A 14,894-nucleotide genomic window follows, 5' to 3' on the forward strand; every position below is an offset into this window, starting at 1 on the left:
GTGCCGGGTGGGCCGGATCGCGGATCTTCCGTCGGTCGTGTCCGGTGCCGGGCATATTCGCTCCTGTACAGGAGACCGGCGGGCGGGCCGGGGACAACAGAAATCCAAGAAAGGGCTCCGTGGATTTTCGCCGCCGCCGCCGATCGCTCACGTTGTTCAGCCCTATGTCGCCCTATGTCGCTTTACGTTGTTTTGTGCTGTTGTGCGACGCTCCGCAGCCCTTTCCGCCGCCTCGTACCGTTCGGGCTCGCGATGGGCGGCGACCGGTCTGCGATACTCCTGGAGTGCGACGTTCGTCCCGCAGGCCCCTTCAACGGATCACCGACGTCGCCGTCTCGCTCGTCATCGGGCTGTATCTGGTCGCCCTGGTGATGGACGAGGTGGTGCCGCGCCCCGGACCGCTGGTGGTCCTCGGGATGATCGCGGGCGCGGCGCAGGGCGCGGCGCTGTGGTGGCGGCGTTCCCACCCGGTGACGGTGATGGCGATCGCGCTCGCCGGGGGACTCCTCGTCCACTTTCTCGCGCCGCAGGGGATCTTTCCGTTCGCGGGCCTCGTCGCGATCGGCTCGCTGGCCGCCGCCCGGCCGCCCCGCGTGTCGCTGCCCGCGCTCGCGGCGCTGCTTGCTCTCACCGCGCTGAACTTCCTCACCGCCTCCAGCGGGGACGCGCAGTTCGCGATGGCGTTCCCCGTCGTCGCCTGGGCACTCGGCGAGATCGTGCGCAACCGGCGCGTGGCGATCGAGCAGGAGTCGCGCAGGGCGGTCAGCGAGGAGCAGGCGCGGATCGCGCGCGAGCTGCACGACGTGATCGCGCACAGCGTCTCGGTCATCGTCGTGCAGGCGGCCGCGGCCGACGACGTCTTCGACGAGCACCCGGACCAGGCGCGCGCCGCGCTGCGCTCGATCGAGGCGACGGGGCGCGAGGCGCTCGGGGAACTGCGCCGGTTGCTGGCCGTGGTACGGCCGGATACGGATGACGAGCCACGGCATCCCCGACCGGGACTCGACCGGCTCGGGGAGCTCGTGGAGCCGTTCCTCGCCGCCGGTCTGGAGGTCGCGGTGCGACGGGAGGGCATCGGCGCCGACGGCGCGCTGCCGGCTGGGATCGACCTCTCCGCCTACCGGATCGTCCAGGAGGCGCTCACCAACACGCTCCGCCACGCGGGTGCCGGCCGCGCGGAGGTGACCGTCAGGGCCGCCTCGGGAATGCTCGAACTGGACATTCTCGACGACGGGCGCGGTAGTGGCGGTGATGGGAGTGGTGGCGGCGCGGGCCACGGGATCGCCGGGATGCGCGAGCGCGCCGCCATGCTCGGCGGCACCCTCGACGCGGGTCCGCTGCCCGGCGGCGGCTTCCGCGTCCGCGCCCGCCTTCCGCTGGGAGCATCGCGATGACCGTCCGGTTCCGTACCCGCTGCCGGAGTCGTGGTGACGGTCCCTGTTCGTGCTCGCCCGTCGCGGGCGCCGTGATGACCGTCCGTTTCCGCGCCCGTCCGCCGCTGCGGGCGGTGCGATGAGCATCCGGGTGGTCCTGGCCGATGACCAGGCGCTGGTCCGCGGCGGCTTCCGGATGATCCTGGAGGCCAGGGCGGATCTTGAGGTGGTCGGCGAGGCCGGGGACGGCCGGGAGGCCACGGACCTGGTCGAGCGGCTGGAGCCCGACGTCGTCCTGATGGACGTGCGGATGCCCGGCGTCGACGGGCTGGAGGCGACCCGGAGGATCGTCGCCTCGGGAAGTCACGCCAGGGTCATCGTCCTGACCACCTACGACGTCGACGAGTCCGTGTTCGCCGCCCTGCGCGCCGGGGCGAGCGCCTTCCTGCTCAAGGACGTGCGGCCCGCCGAGCTGGTGGAGGCGATACGCGTGGTCGCGCGCGGTGACGCGCTGCTCGCGCCGTCGGTCACCCGCAGGCTGCTCGACCGTTTCGTCACCGTCCTGCCTGATCCCGGTGCCTCGCCGCCGCCCGGCCTCGGCGCGCTGACCGGGCGGGAGGTCGAGGTGCTGCGGCTGGTCGCGCTCGCGCTGTCGAACGCCGAGGTCGCCGAGCGGCTCGTGCTCACCGAGGCCACGGTCAAGACGCACGTCTCCTCGATACTGCGCAAGCTCGGCCTGCGCGACCGGGTCCAGGCCGTCGTGCTGGCCTACGACGTGGGACTCGTGCGCCCGCGCTCCACCTGAACGAGGACCCGGCCCTCCGGGGGTCGCACTCCGAACGGCCCTGACGGGTGCGGATTCAGACGTGCAGGTCGCCGGCGGCCGGCAGCAGCTGGAGCTTCTCGTGGCTCTCGCTGCCCGGCACGGCGGTGAAGACCAGCAGCATCTGGGACTGGTCGGGATCGACCAGGGTCTGACAGTGCAGCTCCAGCAGGCCGAGCCGCGGGTGCTGGATGCGCTTGGCCCCGCAGAACGGGCCCAGGACGGGGTGCTCGTGCCAGAGCGCGGTGAACTCCGGGCTGGCCGCCAGCAGCGCGTCGACCAGCGCGGCCGCGCGCGAACCCTTGCCGCCCCGCGTGTACGCGTCGCGCAGGCTGGCCGTGAAAAGGCGGTCGTGCGTCGGATGGTCGTCCTCGGGATAGATCAGCCGCGAGGCCGGGTCGGTGAACCAGCGGTACTGCATGCTGCGCGCCATTCCGGTGTGGACGCTCTCGTCGCCCATCAGCGCCACCGCGAGCCGGGTCTGTTTGAGCGTCTCGCCGAGATGACTCATCACCTGCGCGGGGGTGTCCTCCAGCCGGTCGAAGATGCGCATCATCCCGGGGTTGATGTGGTCGCCGCGAAAGACCCGCCGCGGGGTGGCGTGGCCGGCGAGGCGGAACAGGTGGTCGCGCTCCTCAAGGGAGAGATGCAGGCCCCGGGCGATCGCGGCGAGCATCTGCTCGGACGGGTTGGGCCCGCGCCGCTGCTCGATCCGGCTGTAGTAGTCGGCGGACATGCCGCACAGCGCGGCGACCTCCTCGCGCCGCAGCCCGCCGGTGCGCCGCCGCTGCCCGCGAGGCAGCCCGACGTCCTCGGGCTGCAGCGCCTCCCGCCGTGTGCGCAGGAAATCGGCCAGTTGGGCCCTGTCCATGAGGTGGGTTCTCCCTTCCAGAGAACGGCCGCCGTGAAGACCTCAGGCGGCGGCGAATTCGACCCTGGCCAGCCGCTCGGAGACGTCCCAGAGCCGAGCCGCACCGGCCTCGTCACGGGCCGGCTTGTAGACGGCCAGCTCGGTCGGGCCTCCGGTGAACTGGCCGAAGCCGTCGGGGCCGTAGAAGCGGCCGCCCCGCGCCCCCGGGTCGGTGGCCGCGTACAGGGCGGGGAGCGCGCCCCTGTCGACGGTCTGCACGAACAGGCCCAGACGGGAGAGCCGCGTCATGATCGCCTCAAGCGGCGAGGGATGCTCGCGGCCCAGGTTGGGGCCGGACGCGTAGAGGTTCGTCAGGGTGGTGCCGGGGTGCGCGACGTTGCTGACGATGCCCCAGCCGCCGGCCCGGCTGCGCCGGTCGAGCTCGAGGCCGAACATCAGGTTGGCCAGCTTCGACAGCCCGTACGAGCGTATCGGGGAGTATTTCCGCTCGCTCTGCAGGTCGTCCCAGTCGATCTTGGTGGTGCGGGCGGCACTGCTCGACATGGTGGTGACCCGGGCCCGGCCGGCGCGCAGCAGCGGCAGGATCCTGCCGACCAGCGCGACGTGGCCGATGTGGTTCGTGCCGAACTGCAGCTCCAGGCCGTCGGCCGTGGTGTGCCGGGTGGCCGGTGACATGACGCCCGCGTTGTTGATCAGGATGTCGATCGGCCGCCCCTCGGCGTTCAGCCTCTCCGCGAGCGCCGCCACGGAGCCCAGCGAGGCCAGGTCGAGCTCACGGAGGGAGACCACGGCGCCGGGAGCCGCCGAGAGGACACGCGCGACGGCCGCCTCGCCCTTGGCGGGGTTGCGGACCGGCAGCACGAGCTCGGCGCCCGCCCGGGCCAGGCGCACGGCCAGGCCGAGGCCGACACCGTCGCTCGCGCCGGTCACCACGGCGAGCTTCCCGGTCAGATCGGGCACGGACACGTCTTTCATGATAACTCCCTGGTCAGCGGCTATTTCCGGTCGAAGCAAGCGTCGCAAACACCACGGGGCGGGTCCATGTCGCGCTTATCCACGGATCACCTGTCCGTGGATAAGCGACCCGATATGAGTGATCCGGTACGTGCCGGCGTGCTCCCGGAGGATGGGGCCGCGTCGGGCCTCGTCAGGCCTCGTTCGGCGGGGAGACCGCGGCCGGGGTCCGCCGGGAGGGGGAAGGAAGCGAGCCGGGCTCCGTCGCAGGAGGGAGACCGCGGCCGGGATCCGTCCTGGGGTGGGGACGAAGGCCGCTCCCACGTTCGATGCGCTCGCATGCCGTCCGGACCTAGCGTCGCCGCCATGACCGGAAACCCTCCCGACGACCGACGGCACGCGGGCCGAACAACCTAGGTGACTCAGGAACCCCAGATGCCCCAGACGGCTCCCGGCGGACCTCCTCTGGCGATGCCGCGCCGCGTCGCGCCCGCCCTCGGGCTGTTCCTCCTCTCCCCGCTGGTGGCCGAGTATCTGCTCGGCAACGTCCCCTCGTCCGAGATCTGGGGCATCGTCCTCCTCGCGCCGATGTACGGCGGTGGCGCGATCATCATCCGCGAGGTGGTGCGCCGCACCGGGCGCGGCTGGCCGGCGCTCATCCTGCTGGGGTGCGCGTACGGCCTGCTGGAGGCGGCCCTGATCGACCAGACCCTCTTCAGCCCCGACCCGCTGTTCGAGGACGACGTCTCCCGCGGCGCCACCCTCATCCCGGCACTGGGTTTCAGCGCGGGCAACGCCGTGGGGTTCATCGCCGGACACGCCATCTGGAGCATCGGCGTCCCGATCGCCGTCGTCGAGATCCTGGTGCCCCGTCGGGCCACCACCCCCTGGCTGGGCGGGTTCGGCCTGGCCGTCACCTGCGTCGTGTTCGTCCTCGGCTCCCTCGTTCTCTTCAGCGGCATACACGACGAGAGCGGATTCATGGCGTCGCCGTCGCAGAGGATCGGCGCCGCCGCCGTGGTCGCGCTCCTGGTCGTCGCCGCGTTCCTCGTCGGACGGCGACCCCGGCCGGTGACGGGCGGGCGGTCACCGAAACCCTGGCCGGTGGGCGCGGCGGGGTTCGTCGCGTCCGCGGCGTTCTTCGTCCGTCCGGAAAACTGGTGGGGGACCGCCGCGGGCGTCGTGCTGATCGCCGTGATGGCGGTCGTGATCAGCCGGTGGTCGCGGCGTGACGGCTGGGGCGCCGCGCACCGGCTCGCGCTGGCGGGGGGCGCGCTGCTGACCTACGCGTTCGGCGGCTTCCTCCTGCTGCTCCTTCACGGCACCGCGAACACCGTCAACCTGATCGGCCAGACGATCCTCGTCCTCGGCGTGCTCGCCCTCTTCCTCGTGGCCCTCCGCACCGTACGCGGGGAGTCCGGCGGGCGGGGAACGGCCGGGGCGAGGTGAACCCCGGCACGAGAGGGACCCGGCGTCCGGCTCGGAGACCGAGCGCCGGGTGTCCCTCCCGGAACCGTCAGGGCTGGGCGCGGAAGGGGCCGGTCACCTCGTAGGTGATGCCGCCGCTGCCGGTCGACGATCCTGAGGTGCCGCGCTGGGAGGAGAAGTACAGGCGCGAGCCGTCCGGTGAGAAGGCGGGGCCGGTGACCTCGGAGGAGGACTGGCCGAGGATCCGCAGGAACGGCGCCACGACGCCCTCGGAGGTGATGACGTTGATCTCCAGGTTGCCGCCGTCCTCGGCGACGAACAGGTCGCGGCTGTTGGGCGCGCCGGTGATGTTGTCCACGCCGGTCAGCGGGGCCGCGCCCCCGGTCACCAGCGAGTCGTCGTAGGCCAGGTCGAGGGTGGAGGCGGCGGTGTCGTACGCCCAGACCCGGTTGTCGCCCTTGGTGGTGAAGTAGCAGACGCCGCGGTCGTACCAGCAGCCCTCGCCGCCGTCGAAGTGCTTGGCCGCGCCGACCTGGCGCCGCGTCGCGGTCGGGAAGCCGTCGCGGTCGGGGATGTCCTGCCAGGTCACCGGGCCGGTGACCTGGTCGGCCGGGGCGCAGAGCACCTGGAGCCTTCCGGTGCGCAGGTCGCCCCAGGTGTCGGGGACGAAGCGGTAGAAGCAGCCGTCGCCCTCGTCCTCGGTCAGGTAGACGACCTGCCGGACGGGGTCGCAGGCGGCCGCCTCGTGCTTGAAGCGGCCCATCCGGGTGCGCTCCTCGCCGGAGCGCCCGCCCGCGGGCCAGGTCTCGAAGACCCGGCCGAGCGCGATCTCCTCGCACGACAGCCAGGTGCCCCACGGGGTCGCGCCACCGGCGCAGTTGAGGTTGGTGCCGGACAGGATGCGGTACGCCGACGCGATGGAGCCGTCGGCGGCGAAGCGGATCGCGGAGGCCCCTCCGGCGAGCGGGATCTCGGAGTTGGACACGTAGATCCAGCCGCTACCGTCGGGGAAGCACGCCCCGCCGTCCGGCGCCCAGTGCCAGGTGTGGCCGGCGACCCGCTGCCCGGAGCGGGCGATCACCCGGCTGGCGAACCCCGGCGGGAGCTGGATGCCGTTCGCGTCCGCGGCCAGCAGGTCGCCGTACGGGCTGGGTCCGGGCTGGGCGACGGCGCCGAAGGCCTGCCCCCACAGCGCTCCGGAGAACGCCGCGCCTCCTCCTCCGATGACAGCCGCGCGTAACACGGTTCGACGATCCATCATTGCCTCCGGGTTGGCCGAGTCATGGTCATCAGCCGGAACGTAAATCGCCCAGGCGACCTTGACCACCCCTCGGCGTGAACGGGGGGTGTCCTTCTGGAGCCCGGCCCGTGCGGAACCGCGGTTCGAGCGCTTCGTGTCACGTGAAGTTATCGTCGATAACGGGACGTGGGGAGGCAATGGATGCGACACACGCGCGCCACGGTGATGCGCACGGCGTTGCGGCTGCTCAACGAGGTCGGGCTCGACGGGCTGACCACCAGGCGGCTGGCGCAGGAGCTCGACGTGCAGTCGCCGGCCCTGTACCGCCACTTCGGCAGCAAGCGGGAACTGCTCGACCACATGGCCGCGGCCATGATCGAGGACGCGTTCTCGCATCTGGCCCGTCCGGGGCCGGGCCAGGACTGGGCCGACTGGCTCGCCGAGCGGGGACGGGCGCTGCGCGAGAGCCTGCTGGCCCATCGCGACGGCGCGCGCCTGCACGTCGGTACCCGGCCGGTCGGGAGCCAGATCGCGATCTCCAACTCCGTGATCGAGGTGCTCGGCGAGGCAGGGTTCCCTCCGGCCGACGCCCGGCGGGCCGTCCTGGTCATCAGCCGCTACACCGTCGGGTGGGCCTTCGAGGAGCAGGCCGGTCACCCGATGGCCGAGGAGCCCCGCGAGGCGGCGGACGCCGACTTCGAGTACGGGCTGAGGGCGATCCTGGCCGGTCTGCGCGCGAACCTGGCCGGTGTTCGTGCGGGCCTGGGCGGGGAGACCCGCTGACGCGGAGCCGGCCCCGGCCGGGCGTGGTCCGCCGTCCCGGAGCCTGCTCCCGGCGGTCGTCCCGCGAGTCGCTCGGTGCCGCCGGTATGGATCGCGGGCCGGAGTCGCCTCGACGGTCAGAGGCATTGAGGTCGGGCGAGACGATACGCGATCTCGTCGATCATTCGACGTGCAACTTCAGGGTTGCGTCTGGGGAGTTGATGTGCAACTCTGAGGTTGCACTCAATGGCGACGTTGAAGGAGAGCTCCCTCATGAGCGAAGATCGGATCGAACGTGAAACCCTGATCGCGGCCTCCCTGGAGCGGGTCTGGTCACTGGTGGCCGAGCCCGGTTTCTGGGTGGCCGACAAGGCGAGCCTGCCCGGCACCCAGGCCAGAGAGGGAGAGTCGATGGTGGCGAAGAACGCCGAGTACGGCGACTTCCCGGTGCGCGTGGAGAAGGTCGAGCCTCCGACGTACCTGGCGTACCGCTGGGCCAGCGCGTTTCCCGGAGAGGAGCTGCGCGAGGACAACAGCACCCTCGTGGAGTTCACGCTGACCCCGGAGGGCGACAAGACGCGGCTTCGCGTCGTCGAGAGCGGGTTCGCGGCGCTGGCCGGCTCCGAGGAGCTGCGCGGCCGGGCGGTGAAGGACAACAGCGGCGGCTGGCCCCTGGAACTCGACGCGCTCAAGACGCGCGCCGAGCAGTCATCGGCGTGACGGACGAACGTCGCGGCGACGTCGAGCCGGTCGACGGCGTCCTCGTCGCGCTGGCCGATCCGACGCGGCGTCAGCTGCTCGATCTGCTCGCCGAGCAGGGCGAGGCCACCGCGACGACGCTGGCCGCGCGACTTCCCGTCTCGCGGCAGGCGGTGGTCAAGCACCTCGCCGTCCTGGACGCCGCCGGGCTGGTCTCCGGCGGCCGGGTCGGCCGCGAGGTGCGGTACGCGGTGCGGCCCGCCGCGCTGGACGCGACGGCGCGGTGGATGACCGCGCTCGCGGCCGACTGGGATAGACGGCTGGCGAACATCAAGCGCGTCGCCGAGGAGGCGGAGCGGGATTCGCGCTAGCACTCCGGTCGCGGTTCGCTGTTTTCCCCGGCCGGAACACCTTTTCGCGTATGTAACGGGCTGAGGGCCCGTCAGGCGGCGCGGGTTCGTGCCCCACTCGGTCGGGGCGCGAACCCGCGGGAAGAACACGCGGCCGACCGCCGGGCCATGCCACGCCGTACGGGTCACGCCGGGCTATGCCGCGCCCCCGTACGGGTCATGCCAGGCCATGCCGCGCCCCCGTACGGCCCATGCCGGGTCATGCCGCGCCGTACGGGCCGCGGTGACCGCTGCCCCGGCGTCGACGGGATCCGGATGGGATCCGCCATGACCCGCGGGAACACGTCGTCAGGCGGCTCGGCCGGCCGGGCGGCGTGCCGATCGTTGACAACACCGGGTGCTTGAAGAAAGGGAACCATCTCTTGACTACCGACACAACCTCCCCTCCGCGTTTCACCAACAGGGAGCGGTTGATCCTGCTCGTTCTGCTCGGTGCCGGGTTCATGCTGTCCGTCGACTTCTCGATCCTGAACGTCGCGCTGCCGGAGGTCGGCGCGGGCGTCGGGCTGGGACTGGCCGGGCTTCCCTGGATCACCTCCGCGTACGCACTGCCCGCGGCCGGCTTCACCCTTCTGTTCGGCCGGTTGGCTGACCTGTTCGGCCGCCGCAGGCTGTTCCTGTCCGGTGTGGTCCTGCTGGCCGGGGCCTCGTTGCTCGGTGGCTTCGCGTCCAACCCCGAGATGCTTCTGACCGCCCGGGTGCTGCAGGGCTTCGCCACCGCCATGGCGATTCCCGCGGCGTTGTCACTGCTCACCACCACTTTCACGGAAGGCGCGACGCGCGACCGCGTCCTCGGCTTCAACGGCGCGCTGCTCTCCGGCGGCTTCACCATCGGCGCTCTGGTCGGCGGCACCCTCGTCAGCCTGCTGAGCTGGCGGGCCGCGTTCTTCATCAATGTCCCGGTCGCCCTGGTCATCCTGCTGCTCACCCCCTTCCTGATCAGTGAGAGCCGCTTGCCCGACCGGGTGAAGCCGGACCTGCCCGGAGCGGTGACCGTGACCGGCGGCCTGCTGGCCGTGATCTACGCGGTCATCGAGAAGAGCATCCCCTCGGCCGTCGTCGGCGTGTTGCTGCTGGCCGCGTTCTGGATGATCGAGCTGCGCTCGCCCGACCCGCTCGTTCCGGTGCGCATCCTCAGGCGGCCCACGGTGAAGTGGGGTAACTACGCGGGGTTCGTGGTCTTCACCATGGAGACCGCCATGATCTTCTTGACGACGCTCTACCTGCAGAAGATCCTGGGCCTCTCCCCGTTGACCACCGGCCTGATCTTCGGCCTCCCCGGACTGGCGTCCGTGGCCGCGGGAGTGATCGCCGGGCGCCTCATCGGGCGCTTCGGCAGCCGCCGGGTTCTGGCCGTCGGCCTGTCCGTGCAGGGCTTGGCGACCCTGCCGCTGGTGTTCCTCGGCGCCGACCGGGTGGCGCTCGCGGTGGTGGTCCCCGCGCTGTTCATCGGGTTCTTCGGGCATGTGACCGCCATCGTGGCGTACACGGTGACCGGGACCTCGGGTCTGCCGGACGAGGAGCAGGGCCTGGCCACGGGCCTGACCTCGATGACCCAGCAGGTGGCCATCACCGTCGGTATCCCGATCCTGAGCTCGGTCGCCGCGACGCAGGCCGTGGAGCTGACCGGTATCCACCTCGCGCTGAGCGTGAACGTGGCCGTGACTCTCGTCAGCGTGGTCCTCGTCTGGTTCGGGCTGCGTCCGCGCGGCGAGCGTCGCACGGCGGTGGCCGTACCGGCGTCGAAGGAAACCGGGAGGGCGCCGGCCGCGTCCTCGGACTGAGGCGGTGCGCCGGACCCGTCGCCATTCGATGCGCATCGAGCGGGCAGCCTGATGGCAAGGCGATCGCCACACTCACGCCGAGTGGAAGGTGTTCGCCGGTGGCGGGATCCGACGGACGCGGGCGCGTGGTTTGCTTGCCCCATGGATGAATCGCGGATCACTCGCTACCTGGACAGATTAGGTGTGGCCCGGCCCGCGGAACCTGATGTTCAGAGCTTGCGAGCCCTGCAACTCGCGCACCTGAGGGCGGTGCCGTTCGAGAGTCTGAGCATCCATCTCGGCGAGCCGATCTCGCTCGGTTCCGACGCGCTGTTCGACAAGGTCGTCGACCGCCGCCGCGGTGGCTTCTGTTACGAGCTGAACGGGTTGTTCGCCGAGTTGCTGACCGCGCTCGGCTACCGGGTGACGCTGCTCGCCGCCCGGGTCTTCAACGGCGGAGTGCCGGGGCCACTCTTCGACCACCTGGCGCTGCGCGTCGATCTCGACGAGCCGTGGCTGGTCGACGTCGGGTTCGGCGACTTCGCCGACGAGCCGCTGCGGCTCGACGAGCGCGCGGAGCAGAGGGACGGCGGGGGCGTGTTCCAGATCGGGCTCGCTCCCGGCGGCCACGGCGACCTCGACATCACGCACAACGGCGATCCGGCGTACCGGCTGACCGCCCGGCCCTACGAGCTGGCGGACTTCGTCCCGACGTGCTGGTGGCAGGCGACCTCTCCGCAGTCGCACTTCACCAGGTCGCCGGTCTGCTCGATGCGCACGGCCCGGGGCCGGATCACGCTCCGCGACCGCAAACTGATCCACACCGTGGACGGAGAGCGCACCGAACGCGTCCTGGAGGAGACCGAACTCCTCCCCGCCTACCTCGACCACTTCGGGATCACGCTCGATCGGATCCCGTCCGCCGGAGCATGACCTTCCGGTCTCCGTCCGGGCGATGAGCGGGAGTGTCGTTCCCCACCTGTACCCGGCGGAGGTCAGGCCGAGGTGAGGGAGCGGTCGCGGTTGACGAGGGCGGCGTAGGGGCCGTCGGCCGCGAGGAGTTCGCCGTGGGTGCCGCGTTCGACGACGCGGCCGTGGTCGAGGACCGCGATCTGGTCCGCGTCGCGGATCGTCGACAGGCGGTGGGCGATGGTGATGGTGGTACGGCCGTGCGACAGAGTGTCCAGGGCCTCCTGGACGGCGCGCTCGGTCTGGGTGTCGAGGGCGCTGGTGGCCTCGTCGAGGATGAGCACGGGCGGGTCGCGCAGCAGTGTCCTGGCGATGGCCAGGCGCTGCTTCTCCCCGCCGGAGAAACGGTAGCCGCGCTCGCCGACCACGGTGTCGTACCCGTCGGGCAGCGACGCGATGTGGTCGTGGATCCGGGCGGCCCGCGAGGCCGCGACGATCTCCTCGTCGGTGGCGGAGGGCTTGGCGAACCGGAGGTTGTCGGCGATCGAGGAGTGGAACAGGTAGGTCTCCTGCGAGACCACGCCGACCGTCTCGGCCAGGGCCTCGAAGGTCAGGTCGCGCACGTCCACCCCGTCGATCGTGACCCGGCCGCCCGTCACGTCGTACAGGCGGGGCAGCAGGTAGCTCAGGGTGGTCTTGCCCGATCCGGTCTCGCCGACCACGGCCAGGGTGGTGCCGGCCGGGACGGTCAGGTCGACGTCCGAGAGGGTCGGGGCCTCGCCGTAGGAGAAGTCGACGTGCTCGAAGCGGATCTCGCCGCGCACGGTCTCCGGCGTACGGGTGCCGGGGTGGATGTCCACGGCCAGGTCCAGATACTCGAAGATCCGTCCGAACAGCGCCAGGGAGCTCTGCACGTCGACGCCGAGCCGCAGCAGCGACACGGCGGGCCGGAACAGGTTCATCTGGAGCGTGGTGAAGGCGACGACGGTGCCGATGGAGACGGCCGAGGTCAGCCCGGTGGCCCAGTAGATCACCGCGGGCATGGCCGCCATGATGATCTGGATGGTGGACTGCCGCCAGCGCCCGGCCATGCTGGAGCGGACCTCCAGGTCGGCCAGCTCGTCCGAGGCGGCCGAGAACCGCCCGGCCAGCTCGGTGCCGCGGCCCATCGTCCGGCCCAGCAGGATGCCGCTGATCGACAGCGACTCCTGGACCATCGACGACATGGCGGCCATCTTCCGCTGCCGCTCGGAGGTGATCTTCCTGCGCTCCCGGCCGACCCTGCGGCTGATCCCGACGAAGAGGGGGAGCAGCAGCAGCGACACCACGGTCAGCCGCCAGTCCAGCACCAGCATCGCGATGATCGTCGCCACCACGGTGGTCAGGTTGGAGACCATCGAGGCCGCGGTGGAGGTGACCACCAGCTGCATGCCGCCGATGTCGCTGGCGATGCGCGACTGTACCTCGCCGGTCCGGGTGCGGGTGAAGAAGGCCATGGACATGCGCTGCAGGTGACCGTAGACGCTGGTGCGCAGGTCGTGCATGACGCGCTGGCCGACCCCGGTGGAGATCAGGGTCTGGATGACGTCGAGCACGCTGGTGACGACGGCGACCGCGATCATGCCGAGCGCGAGCAGGGTCAGCAGGCCCGTCCTGCCGTGCGGGATGGCGTCGTCGAGCACCGAGCGGAGCATGAACGGCGAGGCCAGCGAGACGAGGGAGGACAGTCCGATGAGGGCGCCCACGATGGCGAGGCGGCCCCGGTATGGACGGAACAGGCCGATGACGCGTCGCAGGGGGGCGCGAGGTTCGTCGTTCACGTCAGGTGTTTCGTGCCGTACGGCACTTCCGGTTCGTTCCTTCACGGAACTCCTTTCTGATGTTCACTCAAACAGAGGTTAACTCACATTCATTCCGCGCGTCACTGGGATAAGTTCGGCGCTGTGGAGACGGAACTGGCCGACCTGGTGCACGGCGTCGGCCGTCGACTGCGGCAGGGGTACGGCGAGCGGCTCGGCCCGCTCGGCCTGAGTCCCGGCCAGGCGCGGGCGCTTCGGGTCATCGTCGACTCCGAGCCGCCGCTGAAGATGGTGCAGCTCGCCGAGAGGCTGCGGATCGTGCCCCGCTCGGTGACCCCGGTGATCGACGCCCTGGAGGAGGCCGGACTGGTCCGCCGCGAGGTCGATCCGGCCAACCGCCGCTCCACCCTGCTCGTGGTGACCGGCGAAGGCCGCGAGCGGTACGAGCGGGTACGCGAGGCGCGCAGGCGGGTGGCCGAGGAGCTGTTCTCGGTCCTCACCTCCGAGCAGCAGGACCGGCTCAGGGAACTGCTGGGCGCGGTCGACGCCCAGCACGTCTAGTTCGCCGCCCGGCCGCCGATACCCGTTCTCGAGCCGATACCCGTTCTCGGGCCGAGGCCTGGTCTCCGGCCGGGGTCCTGTCCCTATCCCGGCCCCTGGCCCATGCCCGGTCTCGGGTCGAGGCCTGGTCTCCGGTCGATCGACCGGGGAGGGGGCACCGGGTCAGGCCAGCCGCCTGGTCTCCGCGTCCGCGTCCGTGTCCGCGTCCTCGGCCTCCGCCTCGGCCCGGTCGAGGCGCCAGCGGGGACGGCCGCCCACGAAGGTGGCCACGCACCGTCCGGGTCCCTCGTGGAGCAGGGCGGTGTAGGCGCTCCGCTCGTCGGCCTTCACGGCGAAGACGGCGAAGTCGGCGCGGGCGCCCCGTTCCAGGGAGCCCAGATGGCCGGGGCCCTCGGCCATGCCCAGCGCCCGCGCGCCGCCCAGCGTCACCGCCTCGACCAGGAGACGGTCGTGGCCGGGGGCGTGGGAGAGAGCGCGGGCCACCGACAGCGGGTCGCCGCCCGTACGGGTGCCGACGGCGATCGAACTCTCGCCGTCGAGGAGGCCTTCCGCGGCGAACGGCGACGAGATGGCGATCACCGTGCCGCGGAGCCGGAGAAGCTTGCGGTCGGCCTCGTTCAGCGGGCCGGAGATCGCGATGTGGCAGCCCGCGGTGAGCACGCCGACCTCGTCGAGGAAGCCGACCGGATGGCGGCCGGGCTCGGCGTGGAGCCGGAGCCCGAACGTCCGCGACAGGACGGCCAGGTCCTCCATGACGAGGGGGTCGGGGGAGTGGGCGGCGATGCCGATGACGCCCGGGTGGTCGACCTCGCGGATCGCGGTGATCAGCCGGTCGCGCCCATCGTCCTCCCAGCGCTTCTCGTCCTCGCAGCGGGTCTCCAGGTAGGTCACGCCGCCCAGCCCGGCCTCGCCGAGGGTGGAGGCGGCGTCGAGGTCCGCGGCGACGCCTCCCGCCGCCGTGACGCCGTGGGAGGAGGCCGGGGCGGAGGTCCTGTCGAGCCGGAGATGCGCGTCGATCAGTCCCGGCACGATCATGCCCGGCCAGTGGATCGGGGACAGGAGGGGGTGGGCGGCCTCGATCTCGGCGCGCGGCCCGACCCGCACGATCCGGTCGCCCCTGACGACCATCGCCCCGTCCCTGACGGGAGGGCTCGCGACAGGCAGGACCAGGGGTGCGCAGTGGATGGAGACGACTGCCCGGGCACGCGTGCCGATGGTCCGACCGGCCCGCGTCGACATAGGCGCTCCTGTGTGTTCGTCCCCTTTGGAGAGGTTAAGGGGAGCGACCGTAGATCTCAAATG

At 71.5% G+C, this 14,894-nt stretch carries 14 protein-coding genes; 9 read left to right on the top strand and 5 right to left on the bottom strand.

Going from position 1 to position 14,894, the window contains the following annotated elements:
• The first annotated feature begins 284 nt into the window (after positions 1-284).
• Together ACSDR0_RS22270 and ACSDR0_RS22275 are read left to right on the top strand one after the other, a co-directional pair.
• The gene (locus ACSDR0_RS22270; RefSeq protein WP_435290794.1) at positions 285-1,394 is read left to right on the top strand and encodes a sensor histidine kinase; all 1,110 of its coding nucleotides are present in this window, start codon (positions 285-287) and stop codon (positions 1,392-1,394) included.
• A gap of 118 nt (positions 1,395-1,512) precedes the next feature.
• Positions 1,513-2,178 carry a response regulator gene (locus tag ACSDR0_RS22275; RefSeq protein WP_435290795.1) on the top strand — a complete coding sequence of 222 codons (666 nt, stop codon included), beginning with the start codon at positions 1,513-1,515 and terminating at the stop codon, positions 2,176-2,178.
• A gap of 55 nt (positions 2,179-2,233) precedes the next feature.
• Here ACSDR0_RS22275 and ACSDR0_RS22280 read toward each other — a convergent pair whose 3' ends face one another.
• Together ACSDR0_RS22280 and ACSDR0_RS22285 are read right to left on the bottom strand one after the other, a co-directional pair.
• Positions 2,234-3,067 carry a helix-turn-helix transcriptional regulator gene (locus ACSDR0_RS22280; RefSeq protein WP_435290796.1) on the bottom strand — a complete coding sequence of 278 codons (834 nt, stop codon included), beginning with the start codon at positions 3,065-3,067 and terminating at the stop codon, positions 2,234-2,236.
• A gap of 42 nt (positions 3,068-3,109) precedes the next feature.
• The gene (locus ACSDR0_RS22285) at positions 3,110-4,042 is read right to left on the bottom strand and encodes an SDR family oxidoreductase (RefSeq protein WP_435290797.1); all 933 of its coding nucleotides are present in this window, start codon (positions 4,040-4,042) and stop codon (positions 3,110-3,112) included.
• 414 nt (positions 4,043-4,456) lie between these two features.
• Here ACSDR0_RS22285 and ACSDR0_RS22290 point away from each other — a divergent pair, with 414 nt between their 5' ends.
• A complete protein-coding gene (locus ACSDR0_RS22290) occupies positions 4,457-5,470 on the top strand; it encodes a hypothetical protein (RefSeq protein ID WP_435290798.1) in 1,014 nt (337 codons plus the stop codon).
• Between the two features lie 67 nt (positions 5,471-5,537).
• On the opposite strand, the gene ACSDR0_RS22295 is transcribed toward ACSDR0_RS22290, so the two are convergent.
• Entirely contained in the window at positions 5,538-6,692 is a 1,155-nt protein-coding gene (locus tag ACSDR0_RS22295; protein ID WP_435290799.1) for an alkaline phosphatase PhoX, read from the bottom strand.
• Between the two features lie 198 nt (positions 6,693-6,890).
• Here ACSDR0_RS22295 and ACSDR0_RS22300 point away from each other — a divergent pair, with 198 nt between their 5' ends.
• The 5 genes from ACSDR0_RS22300 to ACSDR0_RS22320 all read left to right on the top strand — a co-directional run bounded on the left by ACSDR0_RS22300 (position 6,891) and on the right by ACSDR0_RS22320 (position 11,256).
• The gene (locus ACSDR0_RS22300) at positions 6,891-7,472 is read left to right on the top strand and encodes a TetR/AcrR family transcriptional regulator C-terminal domain-containing protein (protein WP_435290800.1); all 582 of its coding nucleotides are present in this window, start codon (positions 6,891-6,893) and stop codon (positions 7,470-7,472) included.
• A 252-nt stretch (positions 7,473-7,724) separates the two neighbouring features.
• A complete protein-coding gene (locus tag ACSDR0_RS22305) occupies positions 7,725-8,171 on the top strand; it encodes an SRPBCC domain-containing protein (protein WP_435290801.1) in 447 nt (148 codons plus the stop codon).
• On the top strand, positions 8,168-8,521 hold the full coding sequence (locus tag ACSDR0_RS22310; RefSeq protein WP_435290802.1) for an ArsR/SmtB family transcription factor: 354 nt from the start codon (positions 8,168-8,170) through the stop codon (positions 8,519-8,521). Before ACSDR0_RS22305 ends, ACSDR0_RS22310 begins: the two co-directional genes overlap by 4 nt.
• A 401-nt stretch (positions 8,522-8,922) precedes the next feature.
• On the top strand, positions 8,923-10,344 hold the full coding sequence (locus ACSDR0_RS22315; protein WP_435290803.1) for an MFS transporter: 1,422 nt from the start codon (positions 8,923-8,925) through the stop codon (positions 10,342-10,344).
• Positions 10,345-10,560: 216 nt separating this feature from the next.
• A complete protein-coding gene (locus tag ACSDR0_RS22320; protein ID WP_435290804.1) occupies positions 10,561-11,256 on the top strand; it encodes an arylamine N-acetyltransferase family protein in 696 nt (231 codons plus the stop codon).
• Between the two features lie 62 nt (positions 11,257-11,318).
• Here ACSDR0_RS22320 and ACSDR0_RS22325 read toward each other — a convergent pair whose 3' ends face one another.
• Complete coding sequence (locus ACSDR0_RS22325; protein WP_435290805.1) at positions 11,319-13,052, bottom strand: ABC transporter ATP-binding protein; 1,734 nt, start codon at positions 13,050-13,052, stop codon at positions 11,319-11,321.
• A 123-nt stretch (positions 13,053-13,175) separates the two neighbouring features.
• On the opposite strand from ACSDR0_RS22325, the gene ACSDR0_RS22330 reads away from it, so the two are divergent.
• Entirely contained in the window at positions 13,176-13,592 is a 417-nt protein-coding gene (locus ACSDR0_RS22330) for a MarR family winged helix-turn-helix transcriptional regulator (protein WP_435290806.1), read from the top strand.
• Between the two features lie 162 nt (positions 13,593-13,754).
• Here ACSDR0_RS22330 and ACSDR0_RS22335 read toward each other — a convergent pair whose 3' ends face one another.
• Complete coding sequence (locus ACSDR0_RS22335) at positions 13,755-14,831, bottom strand: amidohydrolase family protein (RefSeq protein ID WP_435290807.1); 1,077 nt, start codon at positions 14,829-14,831, stop codon at positions 13,755-13,757.
• Positions 14,832-14,894 lie beyond the last annotated feature (63 nt).

The sequence above is a fragment of the Streptosporangium sp. G11 genome (assembly GCF_051192615.1).
Classification (GTDB): Bacteria; Actinomycetota; Actinomycetes; order Streptosporangiales; family Streptosporangiaceae; genus Streptosporangium.

Excerpts from the sequence above, each read along its gene's own strand:
- ACSDR0_RS22275 (WP_435290795.1), top strand. The coding sequence starts at position 1,513 with ATGAGCATCCGGGTGGTCCTGGCCGATGACCAGGCGCTGGTCCGCGGC.
- ACSDR0_RS22280 (WP_435290796.1), bottom strand. The coding sequence starts at position 3,067 with ATGGACAGGGCCCAACTGGCCGATTTCCTGCGCACACGGCGGGAGGCG.
- ACSDR0_RS22285 (WP_435290797.1), bottom strand. The coding sequence starts at position 4,042 with ATGAAAGACGTGTCCGTGCCCGATCTGACCGGGAAGCTCGCCGTGGTG.
- ACSDR0_RS22290 (WP_435290798.1), top strand. The coding sequence starts at position 4,457 with ATGCCCCAGACGGCTCCCGGCGGACCTCCTCTGGCGATGCCGCGCCGC.
- ACSDR0_RS22300 (WP_435290800.1), top strand. The coding sequence starts at position 6,891 with ATGCGACACACGCGCGCCACGGTGATGCGCACGGCGTTGCGGCTGCTC.
- ACSDR0_RS22305 (WP_435290801.1), top strand. The coding sequence starts at position 7,725 with ATGAGCGAAGATCGGATCGAACGTGAAACCCTGATCGCGGCCTCCCTG.
- ACSDR0_RS22335 (WP_435290807.1), bottom strand. The coding sequence starts at position 14,831 with ATGTCGACGCGGGCCGGTCGGACCATCGGCACGCGTGCCCGGGCAGTC.